Source organism: Chryseobacterium sp. LAM-KRS1 (assembly GCF_013184525.1).
In the GTDB taxonomy this organism is placed as follows: domain Bacteria; phylum Bacteroidota; class Bacteroidia; order Flavobacteriales; family Weeksellaceae; genus Chryseobacterium; species Chryseobacterium proteolyticum.
In genome coordinates, this window is sequence record NZ_JAAOIZ010000007.1 from 138,492 (window position 1) to 156,717 (window position 18,226).

The following is an 18,226-nucleotide window of genomic DNA, read 5'->3' on the forward strand; positions in this document are numbered from 1 at the left end:
ACTTTCCATTTTTAAAGGTTTATTCCCTTTAATTTTTTATGGACTTAATCCTTTTAATGATTCTGATTCAAAAATCAGGACCATCTAACCATTATACCCAAAAGTATATTTAAATCTACAACTATCGTAATAAAAAATTCAATAATGAAAAAAAGTTTACTCATTGGCATTATTTTATTCACTCAGTTACATTTTGCACAGCAGGCCGCTAATCTGCAGGTTCAGGATACAAGAAATGTAAATCCACTTCCATCTGAATATAATCGTGAATTTAAAGCTGAATTTAAGGACAGAGCTATCATTGAAGCACCCGGCGCCGGAAAATTTTCAGGATTACTAACTATAGCTCCGTGGTCAGGAAATTCAGGAAATAAAAATCATCAGATCAATTTTAATGATGGAGGTGTATTTTATAGAAATGCTCTTCCTAATGATCCCAAATGGAGCAAATGGGGCAAATTTCTTATCGAATCAAGTGAAGGTACAGTAGCCATCGGAGGTCCAACAGACCCTAATATTGCTTTTAAAAACTATGGAAGAGCTCAATTTTACACCAATATCAACAGTGATGGTGTTCAGGTAAGAAGTACAGTACAAAATGTAAGTTCAGGAATGGACCTGATGTGGCTTGTATATGACCACTATCAATCTAATGATGTAGGATTGCTTACACTTTCTTCTCCCCACACACAAGGGGATTGGGCAAAATACGTGTTCACTGTACGAGCAAATGGTAAGGTCCTTATCGGAACTTCATGGAATAATACAGCACTATCCGCCTGTAATGACTGTAATGAATATCGCTTGTTTGTAAAAGACGGAATAAAAACAGAAAAAGTAAAGATTGAAGTTCCTTCTACCAATGGATGGGCTGATTATGTCTTCGGGAAAGATTATCACCTTCGTTCGTTGGAAGAAGTCGAAAAGCATATTGAACAAAAAGGGCATTTGCCCAATATTCCTTCCGCTGAAGAAGTTGTAAAAAACGGAATCAATGTGGGTGAGATGGACGCCAAGCTACTGGAAAAAATTGAAGAGCTGACACTATATTCTATTGAACAAAACAAACAATTAAAATTTCAATCTGAAAAAATAAAGCAACTAGAAAAACTATTAAAGTCTCTTTTTTCAGGAAAAATCAAGTAAATGCAACTTATGAAAAGAAAAATATTTTCCTTCTCTGCCTTACTTATGGGATTCTTTGGTTTTTCGCAAACTGAAGTTTATTTCAAATACGATGAGGCTGGAAACCAGCGATATCGTGGTACTAATAACACGAGTAAAATGGCTTCAGATGAAACAAAGAAAGAAAGTCAGGAAACCAGAACCATAGCTCCCTTGCAGCAAAATCCAGCCATGGATGAAAAAACATTCTGGAAACAAATCAGGCTTTATCCGGTTCCTGTGAACGATATTCTTACTATAGACTGGACCAACGAAGCAGACGGTCTTATTGAATCTATAGCACTGTATCAACATAACACCATCAACTGGAAATTCCGGAAGCAAAACATGCCTGATCTTAATAAAGAGATTAAAATCAATATGTCCGGCTACGATTGGGGAGTATATATCCTTCAGTTTACCTTAAAAGACGGAAGAGTTTTCAGCAGGAATGTTACAAAAAGGTAGTTGTTTAGACAAGAAAAATTAAGTATTACTTATTATTTTATCATCTATGAAATTTTTATACTCGTTTATTATTTCATTCTGCTCAGTATTGGGCTTTTCACAAACAATTTTATATCAACAGGAAAACGCCTCACGAACAGTACAGGATCCACAGGCCATACTACTGGCACAGGGATTCAAAGCAGCTGCAGATACCTCAAATCCATTTGTGGCAAAGATTGGACCTGCTACAGAAAATCCGGGAGGAGGTCCAACAGATTCTAATGCAGGAGTAACCAATCCATACGGCACAACTGCCCCGGAAGGACAAAGCTTCCATGATACGAAAGGAAATATTGAAGTATCCGAGTCAAGTCAATTACAATTTACCCTGCCCATAGCTTTGCCTCCCGGGATAAAAAGTGTAGCCCCACAGGCTAATCTTATTTATTCCAGTGGTTCCGGAAATGGAATTGCGGGATATGGATGGAGTTTATCAGGAATCACCTCGATTTCAAGAACTGGAAGGAATATGGAAAAAGATGGTGAGATTAAAGGAGTTCAGTTAGATGAGTCGGATTATTACAGCTACAATGGACAAAGACTGATCTTAAAATCCGGGGAATACGGAAAAGATGGCTCAGAATATGTGACGGAAAAATACTCTAATATTAAAGTAAAATCAATAGGAACAATAACCGGGCAAGCATGGAAAGGGCCATTATATTGGGTGATTACTTTTGAAGACGGATCTCAAGCCTGGTATGGAGCGACCACTTCAGGAAATAGTCCGGCAAGAACTCCGGTAGACTACAATATTGTAAAATGGAAAGATGCTCAAGGTAATTATATTAGCTATCAATATACTCAATCCAATAATGTAGCCATCATTTCAAATATACAATGGGGAGGAAATGAAAATAGTAATACCGCTCATTTTAACACTATTTCATTTAATTATGAAGCAAGACAATTGACAGAGACTTCTTATCTTAAGACACAGAGCTTTATCCAGTCTAATTTACTAAAAGACATTACCGTCCATACCAATGGTCTCTTATTTAAAAAATATAAGATTCTCAATGAGCTTAATAGTGATAATAAATATCAGCTGGTAAAGTCGATTACTGAGCAGAATGCTAAGCAAGAGTCTGCCAATCCTATACGTTTCACCTATGAAAACGCCACGGTGAAAGATTGGAAAGAATCCCGAATTTACGATGTGAATGGAGATAATAAAGGAATTAATGGAGATTTTGATGGCGATGGAAAAGTTGATGTATTAAGAAATGAAGGAACCAATATTATTTTATATAAAGATGTTTTTGGAAATAATATCAAAGTCCCTGTTGGAAGTCTTGCTTACATGAATGCCCAAATCTGGTCATCAAGTACTTCTTTTACCATAAAAAATACACAAAACCAGTTATTAACACGACAAGGTTGGGTTACACTAGAGCAAAAAACAATTAATGGAACTCTAAAAAAAGATTTAATCATACGTGGGTATTCTGTGAACGATGATAATCAACTTATAGCAGAGTTTGAGAAAACTTTATCTGGAGACAAATATGATTATTCTTCATCCAATGATTACGAATATGCACCTTATCCTAATAACCCCTCCTATACTATAACTTTAAACAGCTCTCTAAACTCAACTCTTGAAGCAAGTAAAGAACTTGATCTTGACGGAGACAATCAGTCTGAACTGATCTTGAAAATTACAGATATGTATTGTAACGATGAGGTAACTAATAATCCGGATCAGGATCAAACATTTCCTATCATTGATAGGAAGTGTAATAATAATTCCAGAACGATGATTGTCTCTCTGTATGATGATATGCAAGTTTCTCATGCGGGAGGGGGAACAAAATCTTTATTTGAGTCATTAGCCGGAGATTTCGATGGCGATGGTGTCCTTGAGTTTATTTCTTATAATGGGTCCATAGAGAGTTATAAAAAAGGGCAAAATGGCTTTACTGCAACAATAAGAAATATATCTCGCCTGGAAGGCGTTTTTGACAGGGCTATTGTAGGAGATTTTAATGGAGACGGAAAAGCGGATTTAATGATTCCCCAAGCAGACAAATCATCTCATTGGAACTTATATATTTCCAATGGAGTGGGTTTTATAAAAGAAGTAAAAAATAACCTTGCCTATTTTACCTTGAATTACGAAACGAGTAAGGAGGGAGTGCATAATACGTTTTTCGAATCAGGGTGTAGGTATGCCACGTTTACGGGGCAACTTTTTGCTGCTGATGATTTAGACGGAGACGGAAGATCAGAATTCATTGCAACTACTGTTTCTTTTGTTGATCATAGTTGGAACAATCATTTTAACTGGGAAAATACCAGCGTTTCCTCAAAAGTTTTTACTACAGCAAATTCTAATGGAGCACCTATCGTATTCACTCAACATGGGCCGACAAAGAATTTTTATTTTAATCAGGTTGTCGTTCCTTTTGCAACAACAACGATGTATAGAGATGGAAAGAAAGTCATTATTCTTGGGAAACCTCAAAACTGTGGCAAAACCGATTGTGAAAGGTTTATTTTTCTTGAAGCTAATGGCTTTAGAGATACCGGCACTTACTCAAGAATTTCTTCCATTGTGCAAGGAGATCTAAGTACAAATATAGAATACAAGGAACTGAACCCCTCTACCAATCCCAATCTTTATGCTTCAGTAAAAAAAGAAGAATACCCTTATATTGAGGTAAATAAATTTTCTGGATTGTATGCAGTATCACAACTACTTCAGACCACCAATAATGGAGTCCGTAAACAAGATTTCCGTTATAGAGGATTTGTAAGTCATTTGCAGGGTCGGGGAAGTATTGGCTTCCGCCAGACCGCCCGTTCTTCGTGGTATGCAGATGGGTTTGAAGCTACCAAAATCTGGTCCGGAGTAGAGATCGATCCATTGAATGAGGGCGTTCCTGTAAAAGAATGGTCTATCCGTACCAATAACGAAAATTTGATCTTCCCCGCCAACATCTCTGAAAACAACACCCAGCTTTTAAGCTTTAAATCAACCATTTACGAAAGACAACAACTGGTAGACGGACAGGTTACAACCAATATTACGGAGGCAAACCGGCATAAGGTAGTGGTAGCCATTATACCTACGACTAATAAAATCAAGGATTTTTTAACCAATACCCTTACAGCAAGCACGATTATCTATGGAGATTATTATCTTCCTGCAAAAAGGGAAACCAGAATCAACAATAACTTTGCTATAACTACTTCAACCTTTGACTATTTCCATAATCCATCAGGAACAGGAGCTAATTATTATATTGGCCGTCCGAAAATTAAAGAGGATGTCGTACAGGCTTATGGTGACACCAAAAGAACCAAAGAAGAATATACCTATGAAAATAACCTGTTAAAAACACAGATCACCTGGAACAGAAATAATACCGAATCTATAACAGAAACCTATAACTATGATGCCTTCGGAAATATTACAAAAAGGGCAATAAGTAATAGTATAGATTCACGGATTCAGAGTACGGAAAACAGGTATGATCCTAAAGGCCGTTTTGTGGTAAAGAAAATGGACAATTTAGGTCTTGAAACCAATATTGTGTATAATGACTGGGGGCAGATTGAAAAGCAAACCGATCCATTAGGCAATACCTTAGAAAATAAATATGATGGATGGGGTAAACTCTTAACCTCTAAAACCAATCTGAGCGGAATCACTTCTTATCAATATGAGAGAGATAGTAATACTAATATTACGATGACTCAAAATGATCCTGATGGGAATATAACTAAAAAGTATACCAATAAACAAGGCCAGGAATATAAGACTTCCACTAAAGCCTTTGGACAAGGGCAATATATTTCTAAAGAAACTCAATATGATGTATTGGGTAGAAAAATCAAAGAAAGCGAACCCTATTTTGAAGGTCAATCAGCCAACCAGTGGAATAGTATTTCGTATGATGATACTGTATTTCCAGCTAAGATAACGGCGACCTCATTCAATGGCCAGAAAGCAGAGACTTCTGTTTCAGGGCTGACCACAACGGTCAAAGAATTGAATGGCTATGAAAGAACAACCACCAAAACAACAGATGCCTTAGGAAATGTAATTTCAAGTACTGATAAAGGAGGAACCATTCAATTTAGCTATAATGCTGCTGGTGAACAAATCAAAGCCCAATACGCTGAAAATATTGTCACGACAAAATATGACCCTTGGGGCAGAAAATCAGAACTTAATGATCCGTCGAATGGAATCTATAAATATGAATATAATGGTTCCGGACAACCTAAAAAGATTATTAGCCCAAAGGGAACGAAAGAATATACTTATAATAATCTAGGTCAGCTTATTTCCCAGAAAGAAATTTCTACAATGGACGGTGGGGAAGCCACTAACAAAAATATCACTTTCTCTTATGATGATAAAGGAAGGGTGATTTCAAAATCAGGAGCCTCTAAAGGTCAGGCATACAATTCCAGCATAATTTATGATCCACATGGAAGAGTTTTATCCTCATCGGAAAGCAGCAATGGAAAATACTTTATCCAAAAAGGAATTACCTACGATGATAAAGCAAGAGTTATCTCCTATGAAAAACAGCTCTACTCTTCTGGAGTGTTGACTAAGATACAAATAGAAAATGTCTACAATCCATGGAATGGAGAATTGAGTCAAGTCAAAGATAAAATAACAGGTAAGGTTCTCTGGCTTCTGAATGCTACCAATGCCAAAGGCCTGGTCTTACAAGCTCGTCTGGGATCAGCGGATATTAGAAACACCTATGATGGCAATGGCTTCCTATCGGATGTCAATCACTCTTCCAAAGTAAAAGCAAGTATCTTACAGCTTTCCTACTCTTTTGATGCCATCAAAAATGAGTTGAAAAGCAGAACGACCGGAGGAGATTTTAACATCATTGAATCTTTTGATTATGATGACAATAACCGTCTGGTTAACTGGACCAATCCGGTAACAGGGGCTAAACCATCAAATAATAGGAATGCCTACGACGTAAAGGGAAGAATCACCCAAAACGATCAGGTAGGAACAATTAAGTTTGAAAACAGCCAGAAGATCTATCAACCTACCGGGATGACCCTGAATGCAGCAGGAACACAGAACTACAATAATGATTTGATTCAAAACATTGTTTATAATGAAAACAATGACCCGGTATACATCGATGGTGAAAAAGGAGATGTGGCATTCCAGTATGGATTAACCAGTATGAGGCAAAGGGTGAACTATGGCGGTAACTTTACTACTAATGGAGAAGGAAAGTTTACAAAATTTTATAGTGAAGACGGAAGTTTTGAAGTAATTAAAGATAACGCTACAGGAAGAGAGAAACATATCCTTTACGTTGGTGGCAATCCATATGACAGCAATATTGTATATTTGAAAGACTATACAGAGAGCAGTGGATCTTATAAATTTTTGCATAAAGATTATATAGGAAGTATTCTGGCGATTAGTGATGAGGCAGGAAATAAATTGGAACAAAGGCATTTTGACGCATGGGGTAACTTTACCCATCTTAAAATTGGGAATGGAGCTATTATTACCGATCAAAATGTAATTCGTAATTCATCACTCTTAATTGAAAGAGGCTACACCAGTCATGAGCATTTTACAGAAGTGGGAATCATTCATATGAACGGAAGATTATATGATCCTCTCTTAAGAAGATTCTTGAACGCAGATGAGAATATCCAGGACCCCACCAACACCCAGAATTATAATAAGTATGGATATGTATTGAATAATCCTTTAATGTTTGATGATCCTAGTGGAGAAGAATTGGTCACATTATTAGGGATTTCAATGTTTGCAATATGGAAAGCTGTATTTATAGGAGCTGCTGTAGGGCTGGTATCTTATACATTGACACTGGGACTCACAGGAAATATAGATAAATGGAGTTTTGGGGGAGCCTTAAAATCGATGTTCTTTGGCGCAGTCGGGGGTGCTGCTACCTTTGGGATAGGAACTATTTTTTCCGCCGCCGCGAAAACCTTTGGTAATGCAGTATTACAAGCCGGGGCTCATGGCCTCTCACAAGGAGTATTGGGAATGGTGCAGAATAATGGCAGTGGGTTTCTTCAGGCTTTTGCTTCAGGAGCTCTGGGAAGTTTAGGGGCAGCAGGTTTTCAGAAACTTGTAGGCGATGCTGCCAACAGTACCGTGGGTACGATTGCTTTTGGAGCCTTAGCAGGAGGGATTGGATCAGAACTCACAGGAGGAAACTTCTGGCAAGGAGCCGTTATAGGTGGTATTGTTGCGGGGTTGAATCATACGTTGCATAGAAATGGCGATGATCCTACAAAAAGGAGACAACAAATTGTTAGAAAAGCAAAGGCTCATAATGGAAGTGGGGATTGGTCGTATGATAATAAAAAAGGGCGTTTTGGCGCAGGAACCAATAAATGCAATTTATTTGTGGATGATATATTAGGAGAGGCAGGAGTTTATACTCCTGATCCTAATGGAAACCTTGCTGTGATCGGATTTGGAACACCTGTAACTGCTGGACAATGGGCAGATCCAAATTATAATATTCCAGGTTGGCAAGTTGTTAGTTCTCCACAAGCAGGGGATATAGTTGCAATTTCAGCTAATTTTTCAGATGCTACAGGTCATGTTGGTATAATGATTTCTCCTACAGAATCTATATATGCCGCGCATAATCAAGTTAAAATATCTGATTTTGGATCTAGCTCACGTCATTTTGTTAATTATCCAGGAAATAATGGATATATTTATCGAAGATATGTGGGATTACCAAGTGTTAACACAGCAATAAAATATAGCGGTTTTAAACTTTTTGGACAGTAATTAAATGAAAAAAGTAATGGTAATTATAATAGTAGTATTGTTAGTCCTACTTATCTACACAATACAAAGAGGAACTTTTCTAAAATACGAATACAAATATAATGTGATCAATGAAGGTGGGAAAACTATTCCTGCAAAAATATATTCAAGGACTGTTCAATCAAAAATAAGCGATAAAGAAGAAAGGGTTTATGAAATTCTTATATTTTTTGATGATAACCAAGATATGAAGTCCTACAATCCAATTTTAGTTATTCCGAAGTACAATATGATTGGTATTGTAGATGGGGGCAAAAGAGAGTTCTTATTTTTTGGGAATACAGTTTTTCAAAAATCTGAGAAATCTAATAAATTTACTTCTTTAACAAACTCCTTGATTTTTGATGATAAACCTCCCATTGATAAAATTGTTTTCAAAGACAATGAAATTGTTTTTAATAGTTTTGAGGGACTCAAGAAATATGGAAAAAATATAACATTAAAACTTTAAAATATCTCCCCATACTGGTACGAGCTTCTGGTTCGTACCATTTTTAGTCATAATAGTTTATTCACTACTCACACTGGACACGGATGGAATATAGGAGCAGCTTTAAAGTCGCTGTTCTTTGGCGCAGTCGGGGGTGCTGCTACCTTTGGGATAGGAACTATTTTTTCCGCCGCCGCGAAAACCTTGGTAATGCAGTATTACAAGCCGGGGCTCATGGCCTCTCACAAGGAGTATTGGGAATGGTGCAGAATAATGGCAGTGGGTTTCTTCAGGCTTTTGCTTCAGGAGCTCTGGGAAGTTTAGGGGCAGCAGGTTTTCAGAAACTTGTAGGCGATGCTGCCAACAGTACCGTGGGTACGATTGCTTTTGGAGCCTTAGCAGGAGGGATTGGATCAGAACTCACAGGAGGAAACTTCTGGCAAGGAGCCGTTATAGGTGGTATCGTTGCGGGGTTAAATCATACATTGCATACTCCAAAGGGACCAGGGGATGATGCTAAAGCAAAAAAGCGAGTTAAAGAATATAAGACTAATGAAGACCGGATAGTAGTTGAAAGTCTAGTTGCAGAAACTCTTTTGGAATCAACTGAAGTTGGAGAGTTTACTTTAAAGGCTGCCAGAGAAAAAGCAATAGATACATATGGAGATCACGATTTGAAAAGATTGAATGAAATTTATTCTACTATGGGAGATGTATTTGGTGAAACTAGTAAACAACTTGTTGGAAAGAGTTTTGACATAGCTAATAAATCAAGTAAAAGGTTTGATATTATTAAAGCAAAAATAGCTGCTGGATTAGGAGCAGATGTAATTAAATTACAAGCAAGAAACTTATTTTTAGAATACAGAATTCAATATTTGAGTAAGAGTATTTATTATGAATATATTCGCCCTGATCTAAAACCAAAAGGAGGAACTTTTGGAGGCGGGGGCACAAAAGGAAAATGGTAAAAAAATGAAAAAGTTTTTATTAATACTATTAGCAAGTACCGTATCATTCGTAGCTATATGTTTTGCAGTATTTTACAGCTACAAGTCATTTGTTTTAGAAAAGCTAAGACAAAAAGATAATCATATTAAAGAAGTATGGAGCTCGCTTTACAAAGAGAGCTTGGAAAGAACACTAGTAATAGAAAATCTTATAAACATTTCAAACTGTGATAGATCTTCTATTGACAGTACTATTGTTAAGAATAAGAGTAATAGAGATCCTAATAAAGTAGAGGAATTATGGAATTTGGAATATACAACTAACAAAGCTTATATTCAGTTAGGGAAATGTTTCGAAGGAAAATCAAATACTAAAATCAAAACGGATTCATTAAAGCTAAATGCCGAAAAATTGAATAGAATCGTTGATGAGTACAATGCAAATGTCCTGGATTTTAATAAGTATTATTCTATTTTCCCCAATTTTATGTTTGGTAGCCAAGAAGGCTTTAGGAGAAAAAAGTTTTTTTATCTGAAATATGGAGAAGATAATGAAGAATATTATAAACAGAAGAAGAAAACAGATAAGTGGATTGAAACAGGAAAGTGGGAATAGATAAAACGATTGTAAGGTAGGTCAATCTCATTTTAGTCTCACTACCCCGAAGGCCAGAGGAATTGAATCAGAACTCACCGGAGGAAACATCCAGCAAGGACTTTGATTGGAGGGGTTGTTGCTGGATTAAATCACACATTGCATACTCCCAAAGGATCAGGAAATGGTAATAATAAACAAATTATAAAATACAAAGACAAAATAGTCCTTGGGTTTAGTTCTCCTGTAAGAAATACAGCAAACTCTATAGGAAGATGGGTTGCAGGAAAAGGAACGGAGTTTCAAATAAACTTTAAAGGTGTAAATACAATCATACATAAAACTTAACCAACAAGAATTTATCCTTAAAATTTTTATCAGAATGAAAAAGCATTTGTTAATAGTATCATTGGGTATTTTATCTTTATTGATTATTTTTTTGATAGTAACGACTAATTACAATTTTTCTGATTTTACAGAAAAAGGACCTTCTGGATATGTATTTATTTTTGAAGGAGGCAAACAAAATAGTATAATGAAAGATGATAAACTTATCATTGATAGCGGGGCTGTAGACTTTAAATATAATAACAACTATATTACTTTTTCTGTTGATACCACTTATTCCATGAAGCCTCAAGAAGTAAGTAAATCAAAATTAGCATATTATCTTTATGATGTTAAAAAGAATGTTTTAAATAAAGAGATTGGCTTTGACGAATTAAAAAACCTAATAAAAGAAAAATCTTTGGAAGACATTGATATTACTAAATAAAAGCCTTTTAGTATATCTTAGTGTAGAAGCTGTTTTCCAAGATTATCCTTGCGAAATGTTTAATTGTTTATGAGTTTTATTCTTTGAAAAAGGGTAAAAATATAAGATGCAAGTTCAGTTAAAGATAAAATCCAAAATATATAAATCTAATATGGTAGAATTTGTATACTAAAAAATAACTCCTCATTATCGCACGAAATGAAAATCAACGAAGTCAATCCTTTTGTATGGTTGAAGAAAAGGAGGTTAGATAATAACCCTAGATAAAGATAAAACCCTTACACCCGGCTACCACACGAACCTTTTGTGTGGTGGATAATAACAAAAACAATTGTGATACTACTGATTACATGTATGATGACAATGGAAATGCAATATCTTCTACATCGGTAAAAATAAGTACATTCCAAGGTGGAGAAGTTAGTTCAAGCGTAGAAGGTTATGGATACAGAATAAGAACTATTGGAATCGGAGGAGCCATTTATGAGGCTGGCTGGGATGTAGCATCTATGTGAAAGCCGGGATGACAAGGAATTGGGCTAGTTTTTATGGTCGAAATGCTGTTTGGTTAGGTGCAGGAAGATTCACTATAGGAGATTAATCTATAATAATATAAACAAATAATTAAATGGATACAACTGATATTGTAGTAGATTATTTTAAAAAACGTGGGTATTATAATGAAGAACTGAAATATAAAACAATTATTAATGATAAAAATGAAGATTTTATGGATATGGAATGTCTATTTGAATCTTTTTTTAAAGATTTCAATATTAAAAACAGTAATGAGTTTAATGTAAATAAGTATTTTTACAACAATTTTCTGATAGAGAAATTTTTAATAAAAATAGGAATTAAGACTAATACCATTTCTAAACCTTCAATAACAATCGCTCACATGATAGAAGTAGCAAAAAGACAGAAATGGTTTGATCCGGAATGAAAAAACCAGCTCCTTGCCTTTGCGAGGAGCTAGTTTTTATAACACAGTCATTATCATCCACAACACTGATGCTGCTCTGATAAGTAACTCGGGAAACACTGATGCTTAAGATTAGCTATATATAAATAAAGCAGGGGTTTCTGTAAATGGAGATTGGATAGGTGGTGGATTGAGATATTATTCTTCCGCTACAAGAATGACAATGAATTATTTGAATAATTTCGGATGACAATACACTTATATTATAGTTAATCAAATACCTCGAAGCATAAGATGAGTAGACTACCCTATATATTTTTATTAATTTTGTTATATTCTTGTAATCAAAATAAAAAGAAATCATATTTGAATGGATTTGATGTTTCACCTGATATTAAGACTATAATTTTCTCTTACAAAGAGGATTCACTATATTCTGTATATGCTAAGCTTATTAATACCAATAATAGAATAACATACAATATTTTCAAAGGTCCCGGAAATTATGTTAACCCAAAATATTCTGATAATGGTAAAACTATAATTGCCTTATATTATCCTAAAAATAAATTACGTCCCGAATTTCACTTTTACGATCTCCTTAGTCATAAAATAACTAAGAAAATTAAAGTTGGTGATGGATTTATTTCCGATTATATATTTTCACAATCCAATAAAATATTTTATCTGCAAGCGAAAACTTTTCAATCGTATTCTCCAATTGTGCCAAATGCTTATCATAATTATGACATTTATGAATTAGACATAAATAATTTAAAATCAAAAAAAATTTCAAATTTAAACTCATATTCTATACAGGAGATTTTAAATTTAGGAAAAGATAGCTTAGTAATTTCTATGCAAGGATACCCAGATGAAAGTGGTTTGTTTTTCTTTAATACAGACCATAACATAACGAATCCAAAAACACTTAATAAAATTATGATTACAAACGACACATTACGAAATTCTACAATGTATTCTAACCCTGTATTACTGACAAATAATAATGTACTATGTGCATCATCATATCAATTAGTAATGTTAGACTTAAAAGCTAAAAAAGAATTTCCTGTTTTGCCATCTACAGGTTACCATTATAATATTATAAGAAGTGTAAATGACATAATTTTTTATCAACAGAACGACAATACAAATAATATATATTATTTCAATTTAAATGAAAAGAAGATAAATTCTATAAACATTCATTACCCGCAATAATTCGGATTATCCTATTTTATAAAAAAATCCCTGTTGACAGAACAACAGGGATTCCTTTCATTAATACTCCTTCATTAAAATAATTCCCCTGCGACTTTCTTTATGTTATCACTTTTACCCATAGAATAAAAATGTAAAACAGGCACTCCAAAATCCAGAAGTTCCCGGCACTGATTGATTGCCCACTCTATCCCAATTTGCTTTACAGCTTCATTGTTTCTGGCATTTTCAACTTCACTGATCAATTCTTCGGGCAAATCGATTTTAAATACTTGTGGTAATAATTTTAAATGCTTTTTGGTTGCAATGGGTTTGATTCCCGGAATAATAGGAACCGTAATTCCCATTTCCCTTGCTTTGTTAACAAACTCAATGTATTTTTTATTATCAAAAAACATTTGCGTGACGATGTAATCTGCACCCGCATCTACCTTTTGTTTTAGCCATTTGAGGTCATAGTTCATTGAAGGGGCTTCAATATGCTTTTCTGGATATCCTGCAACTCCAATGCAGAATTTATTCAGTTCGTCACCAACCTCATCTTCATTATGAAGGTATTTTCCACGTCCGAGATCATTAATTTGATATACAAGATCCATCGCACTTTCATGTCCGCCTGGTGTTGCTTCAAAATACTGATGTCCTTTCATCGCATCTCCTCTCAGTGCCATAATATTCTCAATCCCGAGATACATACAATCTACCAAAAGGTACTCTGTTTCTTCTTTTGTAAAGCCTCCACATAATAAATGGGGAACGGTATCTACATTATATTTATGCTGAATAGCAGAACATATCCCCAAGGTTCCGGGGCGCATTCTTGTAATTCTGCGTTCCATCAGACCATTTCCTTTATCAAGATAAATATATTCTTCCCTGGAAGTTGTAACATCAATAAAAGGCGGTTTGAATTCCATTAAAGGATCTATATTCCTGTAAAGGTCCTCAATACCAATTCCCTTTTGTGGCGGAACCACTTCTAAAGAGAATAAAGTCTTTCCATTTGCTTTTTTTATATGTTCAGTAATCTTCATGCTTGTTTTAATCTGCTAAATTAGGTGACAGCCATTTTTTGGCTTCCTGAATGCTACACCCCCTTCGTACGGCGTAGTCTTTTAATTGATCTTCTGTGATTTTCCCCAACCCGAAATATTTTGCATGAGGGCTGCCAAAATAATATCCGGAAACTGACGCTGTAGGGAACATTGCTAAACTTTCGGTAAGATAAACGCCTATATTTTCTTCTACTTTTAAAAGATCCCAAATGGTTTTCTTTTCCAGATGGTCAGGGCAAGCAGGATATCCGGGAGCAGGACGTATTCCTTTATATTTTTCGGCAATAAGTTCTTCATTACTTAGCTCTTCCTGTTTTGCATACCCCCAATATTCTGTTCTTATTTTTTTATGTAAAAATTCGGCATATGCTTCAGCGAATCTGTCTGCCAAGGCCTTTACCATAATGGAATTGTAATCATCATTCGCCTTTTCATATTCTGCAGAAAGCTCATCTGTTCCAAAACCTGTTGTTACACAGAAAGCTCCCATATAATCTGTCTTTCCTGAACTTTGGGGAGCGATAAAATCACTTAATGCGAGATACTCTTTGCCTTTGGACTTTTGAACCTGCTGTCTTAAAGTCAAAAACCGGGTCTGTTCCTGATTATTTTCATCAAAGATGATAATATCATCCGTTTCATTAGCATTGGCTTTAAAAACTCCAAATATGGCCTTTGCAGTAAGAAGCTTCTCATCAAGAATTTTTTTCAGGATCACCTGAGCATCTTTAAAGAGTTCTTTTGCCTGAGCCCCTACTACCTCATCCTCTAATATGTTCGGGTATTTCCCATGAAGATCCCAACTCCTGAAGAAAGGTGACCAGTCAATAAACGGAACCAATTCATTCAGATCCTGATCCTGAAAGATTTGTACACCGATATTGTTGGGTGTAAAGATATCTTCGCTTTCCCAGTCTATTTTAAAATGATTTCTTCTGGCTTCTTCAATAGAGACGTAATCTTTATCGATCTGTCTGTTCAGGAACTTTTCACGGAAATCCGAATATTCACTTTTTAAGTCATCCACGTACTCCTTATTCCGGTCTCCCAATAAAGAACTTACCACATTTACCGCCCGGGAAGCGTCGTTTACATGTACAACAGCGTTTTTATATTTCAGATCTATTTTTACGGCTGTGTGCGCTTTTGATGTTGTAGCTCCTCCTATTAGTAATGGAAAATCCAGATTCTGTCTTTCCAGCTCAGCAGCAATATACACCATTTCATCAAGGCTTGGTGTAATTAAGCCGCTCAGTCCTATAACATCCACTTTTTCTTCAATTGCCGTCTGAATAATTTTCTCAGCCGGAACCATTACTCCAAGGTCTACGATTTCATAATTATTACAACCCAAAACAACACTAACAATATTTTTTCCGATATCGTGAACGTCTCCTTTTACGGTAGCCATAAGTATTTTACCATTCGCAGGTCTTGAACCATCTTTTTCCGCTTCGATGAAAGGCTGAAGATAGGCAACTGCCTTTTTCATTACGCGTGCAGATTTTACTACCTGCGGAAGAAACATCTTTCCGCTTCCGAATAAATCTCCTACAACACCCATTCCCGTCATCAGGTTGACCTCAATAACATGCAATGGTTTTTCTGCTTCTTTTCTTGCTTCTTCTACATCTTCTTCTATAAAACGATCTATCCCCTTTACCAAAGCATGGGTAATTCTGTCCTGAAGAGGTTTTGTTCTCCATTCCAGATCTTCCGTTTTCTCTTTTTTTACAGACTTATGTTTTTCAGAATAATCCAGAAGCCGTTCAGTAGCATCTTCCCTTTTATCTAGAATAACATCTTCTACAAGCTCCAGTAATTCTTTATTGATTTCATCATATACCTCAAGCATCGCAGGGTTCACAATCCCCATATTCATTCCTGCCTGGATCGCATGATAAAGAAAAACCGAGTGCATCGCTTCTCTTACCGTATCATTCCCCCGAAAGGAAAATGAAACGTTACTAACTCCACCACTTACAGAGGCATAGGGAAGGTTTTGTCTAACCCATCGCGTTGCATCGATAAAATCCAAAGCATTTCTTCTATGCTCATCCATTCCTGTTGCAACAGGGAAGATATTTAAATCGAAAATAATATCCTCAGCAGGAAAATCAATCTGATTAACTAAAATATCATATGACCGCTTTGAAATTTCTATTCTTCTGTCTAAGGTATCTGCCTGTCCTTCTTCATCAAAAGCCATCACAATAACAGCAGCACCATATCTTTTTATTGCTTTTGCCTGTCTGATGAATTCTTCCTCCCCTCCTTTTAAACTGATAGAATTCACCACACATTTTCCTTGAACAACCTGTAGTCCTGCTTCCAGGATCTCCCATTTGGAAGAATCCACCATAATGGGAATTCTCGCGATATCAGGTTCGGAAGCAATCAGATTCAGGAATTTAACCATTGATGTTTTTCCATCAATCAATCCGTCGTCAAAATTAACATCGAGGATCTGCGCTCCCCCTTCCACCTGATGTCTTGCAATATCTAATGCTTCAGGAAATTTTTCTTCTTTGATTAATCTTAAAAACTTTTTAGAACCGGCAACATTAGTCCTTTCACCAACGTTGATGAAATTACTTTCCGGTGTTATGATAAGAGGCTCAAGGCCCGATAATCTTAAATATTTCATCAATTTTTTATTCTTCTAAAATGTAATATGCATTATTTGCATTTTGCCTCAGCAACTCCACATGTTTGCCTAAAGCGGTAAAAATTGGAAATCTTTTGTATACTAAACCATGTTCTCTAGCAAACTCTTCTATTTCTTCTGTTATCTCGTTATAGTACATATAACTATAATTTGGAAAGAGGTGGTGAGCCACATGAAAATTGAAATTCCCCAATACATTTCTGATCATCCAATTATTATTGGTTAAATCATTGGTTACTTCCAACTGATGCCGAATCCAGCTGTATGGAAGTGAGTTTTTCTCATCTAATTTTGGAAAAGCATTATCGGGAAGCGGATGTAATGGCAATAAAACAAACAAAGCAAAAATGCTTGCTGTAATGACCTGTAAAAACCAGGCTCCTATCGCCAATCCAATCGAAACTTTAAAGAATACAACAGGAACAACAATCTGATAAAAGAAATAAAAGAGTTTATAAACAACCATCTTTACTTTCTCAACAACCGGAATGGCGCCCTGGGTTTTTAAAATAACCCTTTCCTTATCAAAGAAATCCCTGAAATCCCTGATAAACATCCAGTTGAATAAATATAAAGGATACACCAGAAAGAAAAACAGATGCTGGTATTTCTGCACTCCTTTTGCCCGGATCCATGGAACAATCAGCAGTAAACCACTCTGCTCTATATCAGTATCCCATCCGTCTACATTCGGATATGCATGATGGCTTGCAATATGCCTTTTCTTCCAGATATAAGAATTGGCTCCCACAAAATCAAAAATTTGCAGTACCCAGCTATTTAATCTTTTGTTTTGGAATATATTATTGTGAGCTGCTTCATGAATTAAATTCAGATAGATCAACACCAACATAATTCCCATTAACACAAAACTCAAAATATAAAGCAAAGATTTCTCAACATTAATCAACGCAAAAACATATAGCCCAATATAAATAAGGGGCAATAAAACAGCTTTAATCTGAATGTAGATATCTCTGTTTTCCTCTATGTTTTCGACTCTCTGGTTCACCTTTTTTCTTAATTCATTAAAGATTTTTGTGTCTTCTGCACTCTTTAAGTAACTCGGCTTTTCCATATGATTAGTTTTAGTTTAACTTAAAAATAATA

13 protein-coding genes are annotated in these 18,226 nt (G+C 35.5%); 10 read left to right on the forward strand and 3 right to left on the reverse strand.

All coding sequences use genetic code 11. The features are described 5' to 3' along the window. The first annotated feature begins 144 nt into the window (after positions 1–144). The 10 genes from G9C87_RS20740 to G9C87_RS19855 all read left to right on the forward strand — a co-directional run bounded on the left by G9C87_RS20740 (position 145) and on the right by G9C87_RS19855 (position 13,393). Positions 145–1,146 (forward strand): cell wall anchor protein, encoded by a 1,002-nt coding sequence (locus G9C87_RS20740; RefSeq protein WP_185157286.1) that lies wholly within the window; start codon positions 145–147, stop codon positions 1,144–1,146. 9 nt (positions 1,147–1,155) lie between these two features. Further along, positions 1,156–1,632 (forward strand): T9SS type A sorting domain-containing protein, encoded by a 477-nt coding sequence (locus tag G9C87_RS19815; RefSeq protein ID WP_172284383.1) that lies wholly within the window; start codon positions 1,156–1,158, stop codon positions 1,630–1,632. A gap of 46 nt (positions 1,633–1,678) precedes the next feature. Continuing rightward, on the forward strand, positions 1,679–8,455 hold the full coding sequence (locus G9C87_RS19820; RefSeq protein ID WP_172284385.1) for an RHS repeat-associated core domain-containing protein: 6,777 nt from the start codon (positions 1,679–1,681) through the stop codon (positions 8,453–8,455). 4 nt (positions 8,456–8,459) lie between these two features. Then, on the forward strand, positions 8,460–8,945 hold the full coding sequence (locus tag G9C87_RS19825; RefSeq protein ID WP_172284387.1) for a hypothetical protein: 486 nt from the start codon (positions 8,460–8,462) through the stop codon (positions 8,943–8,945). Positions 8,946–9,028: 83 nt separating this feature from the next. Next, positions 9,029–9,895 (forward strand): hypothetical protein, encoded by an 867-nt coding sequence (locus G9C87_RS19830; RefSeq protein WP_172284389.1) that lies wholly within the window; start codon positions 9,029–9,031, stop codon positions 9,893–9,895. Positions 9,896–9,899: 4 nt separating this feature from the next. Beyond that, complete coding sequence (locus G9C87_RS19835) at positions 9,900–10,490, forward strand: hypothetical protein (protein ID WP_172284391.1); 591 nt, start codon at positions 9,900–9,902, stop codon at positions 10,488–10,490. Between the two features lie 361 nt (positions 10,491–10,851). Then, positions 10,852–11,244 (forward strand): hypothetical protein, encoded by a 393-nt coding sequence (locus G9C87_RS19840; RefSeq protein WP_172284393.1) that lies wholly within the window; start codon positions 10,852–10,854, stop codon positions 11,242–11,244. A 308-nt stretch (positions 11,245–11,552) separates the two neighbouring features. Next, positions 11,553–11,759 carry a hypothetical protein gene (locus G9C87_RS19845; RefSeq protein WP_172284395.1) on the forward strand — a complete coding sequence of 69 codons (207 nt, stop codon included), beginning with the start codon at positions 11,553–11,555 and terminating at the stop codon, positions 11,757–11,759. Positions 11,760–11,872: 113 nt separating this feature from the next. Beyond that, positions 11,873–12,190 carry a DUF1493 family protein gene (locus G9C87_RS19850; protein ID WP_172284397.1) on the forward strand — a complete coding sequence of 106 codons (318 nt, stop codon included), beginning with the start codon at positions 11,873–11,875 and terminating at the stop codon, positions 12,188–12,190. Between the two features lie 273 nt (positions 12,191–12,463). Then, positions 12,464–13,393 (forward strand): hypothetical protein, encoded by a 930-nt coding sequence (locus tag G9C87_RS19855; protein ID WP_228457060.1) that lies wholly within the window; start codon positions 12,464–12,466, stop codon positions 13,391–13,393. A gap of 74 nt (positions 13,394–13,467) precedes the next feature. Here G9C87_RS19855 and metF read toward each other — a convergent pair whose 3' ends face one another. The 3 genes from metF to G9C87_RS19870 are packed head-to-tail and all read right to left on the reverse strand — an operon-like array spanning position 13,468 to position 18,194. Then, positions 13,468–14,427, reverse strand: a complete 960-nt coding sequence (gene metF / locus G9C87_RS19860; RefSeq protein WP_172284401.1) for a methylenetetrahydrofolate reductase [NAD(P)H] — start codon at positions 14,425–14,427, stop codon at positions 13,468–13,470. Between the two features lie 7 nt (positions 14,428–14,434). Continuing rightward, positions 14,435–17,095: a methionine synthase gene (gene metH, locus G9C87_RS19865; protein ID WP_172284403.1), complete on the reverse strand. Its 2,661-nt coding sequence runs from the start codon at positions 17,093–17,095 to the stop codon at positions 14,435–14,437. Between the two features lie 7 nt (positions 17,096–17,102). Beyond that, positions 17,103–18,194, reverse strand: coding sequence for a fatty acid desaturase family protein (locus G9C87_RS19870; protein WP_172284405.1), 1,092 nt, complete (start codon positions 18,192–18,194; stop codon positions 17,103–17,105). Positions 18,195–18,226: the final 32 nt, after the last annotated feature.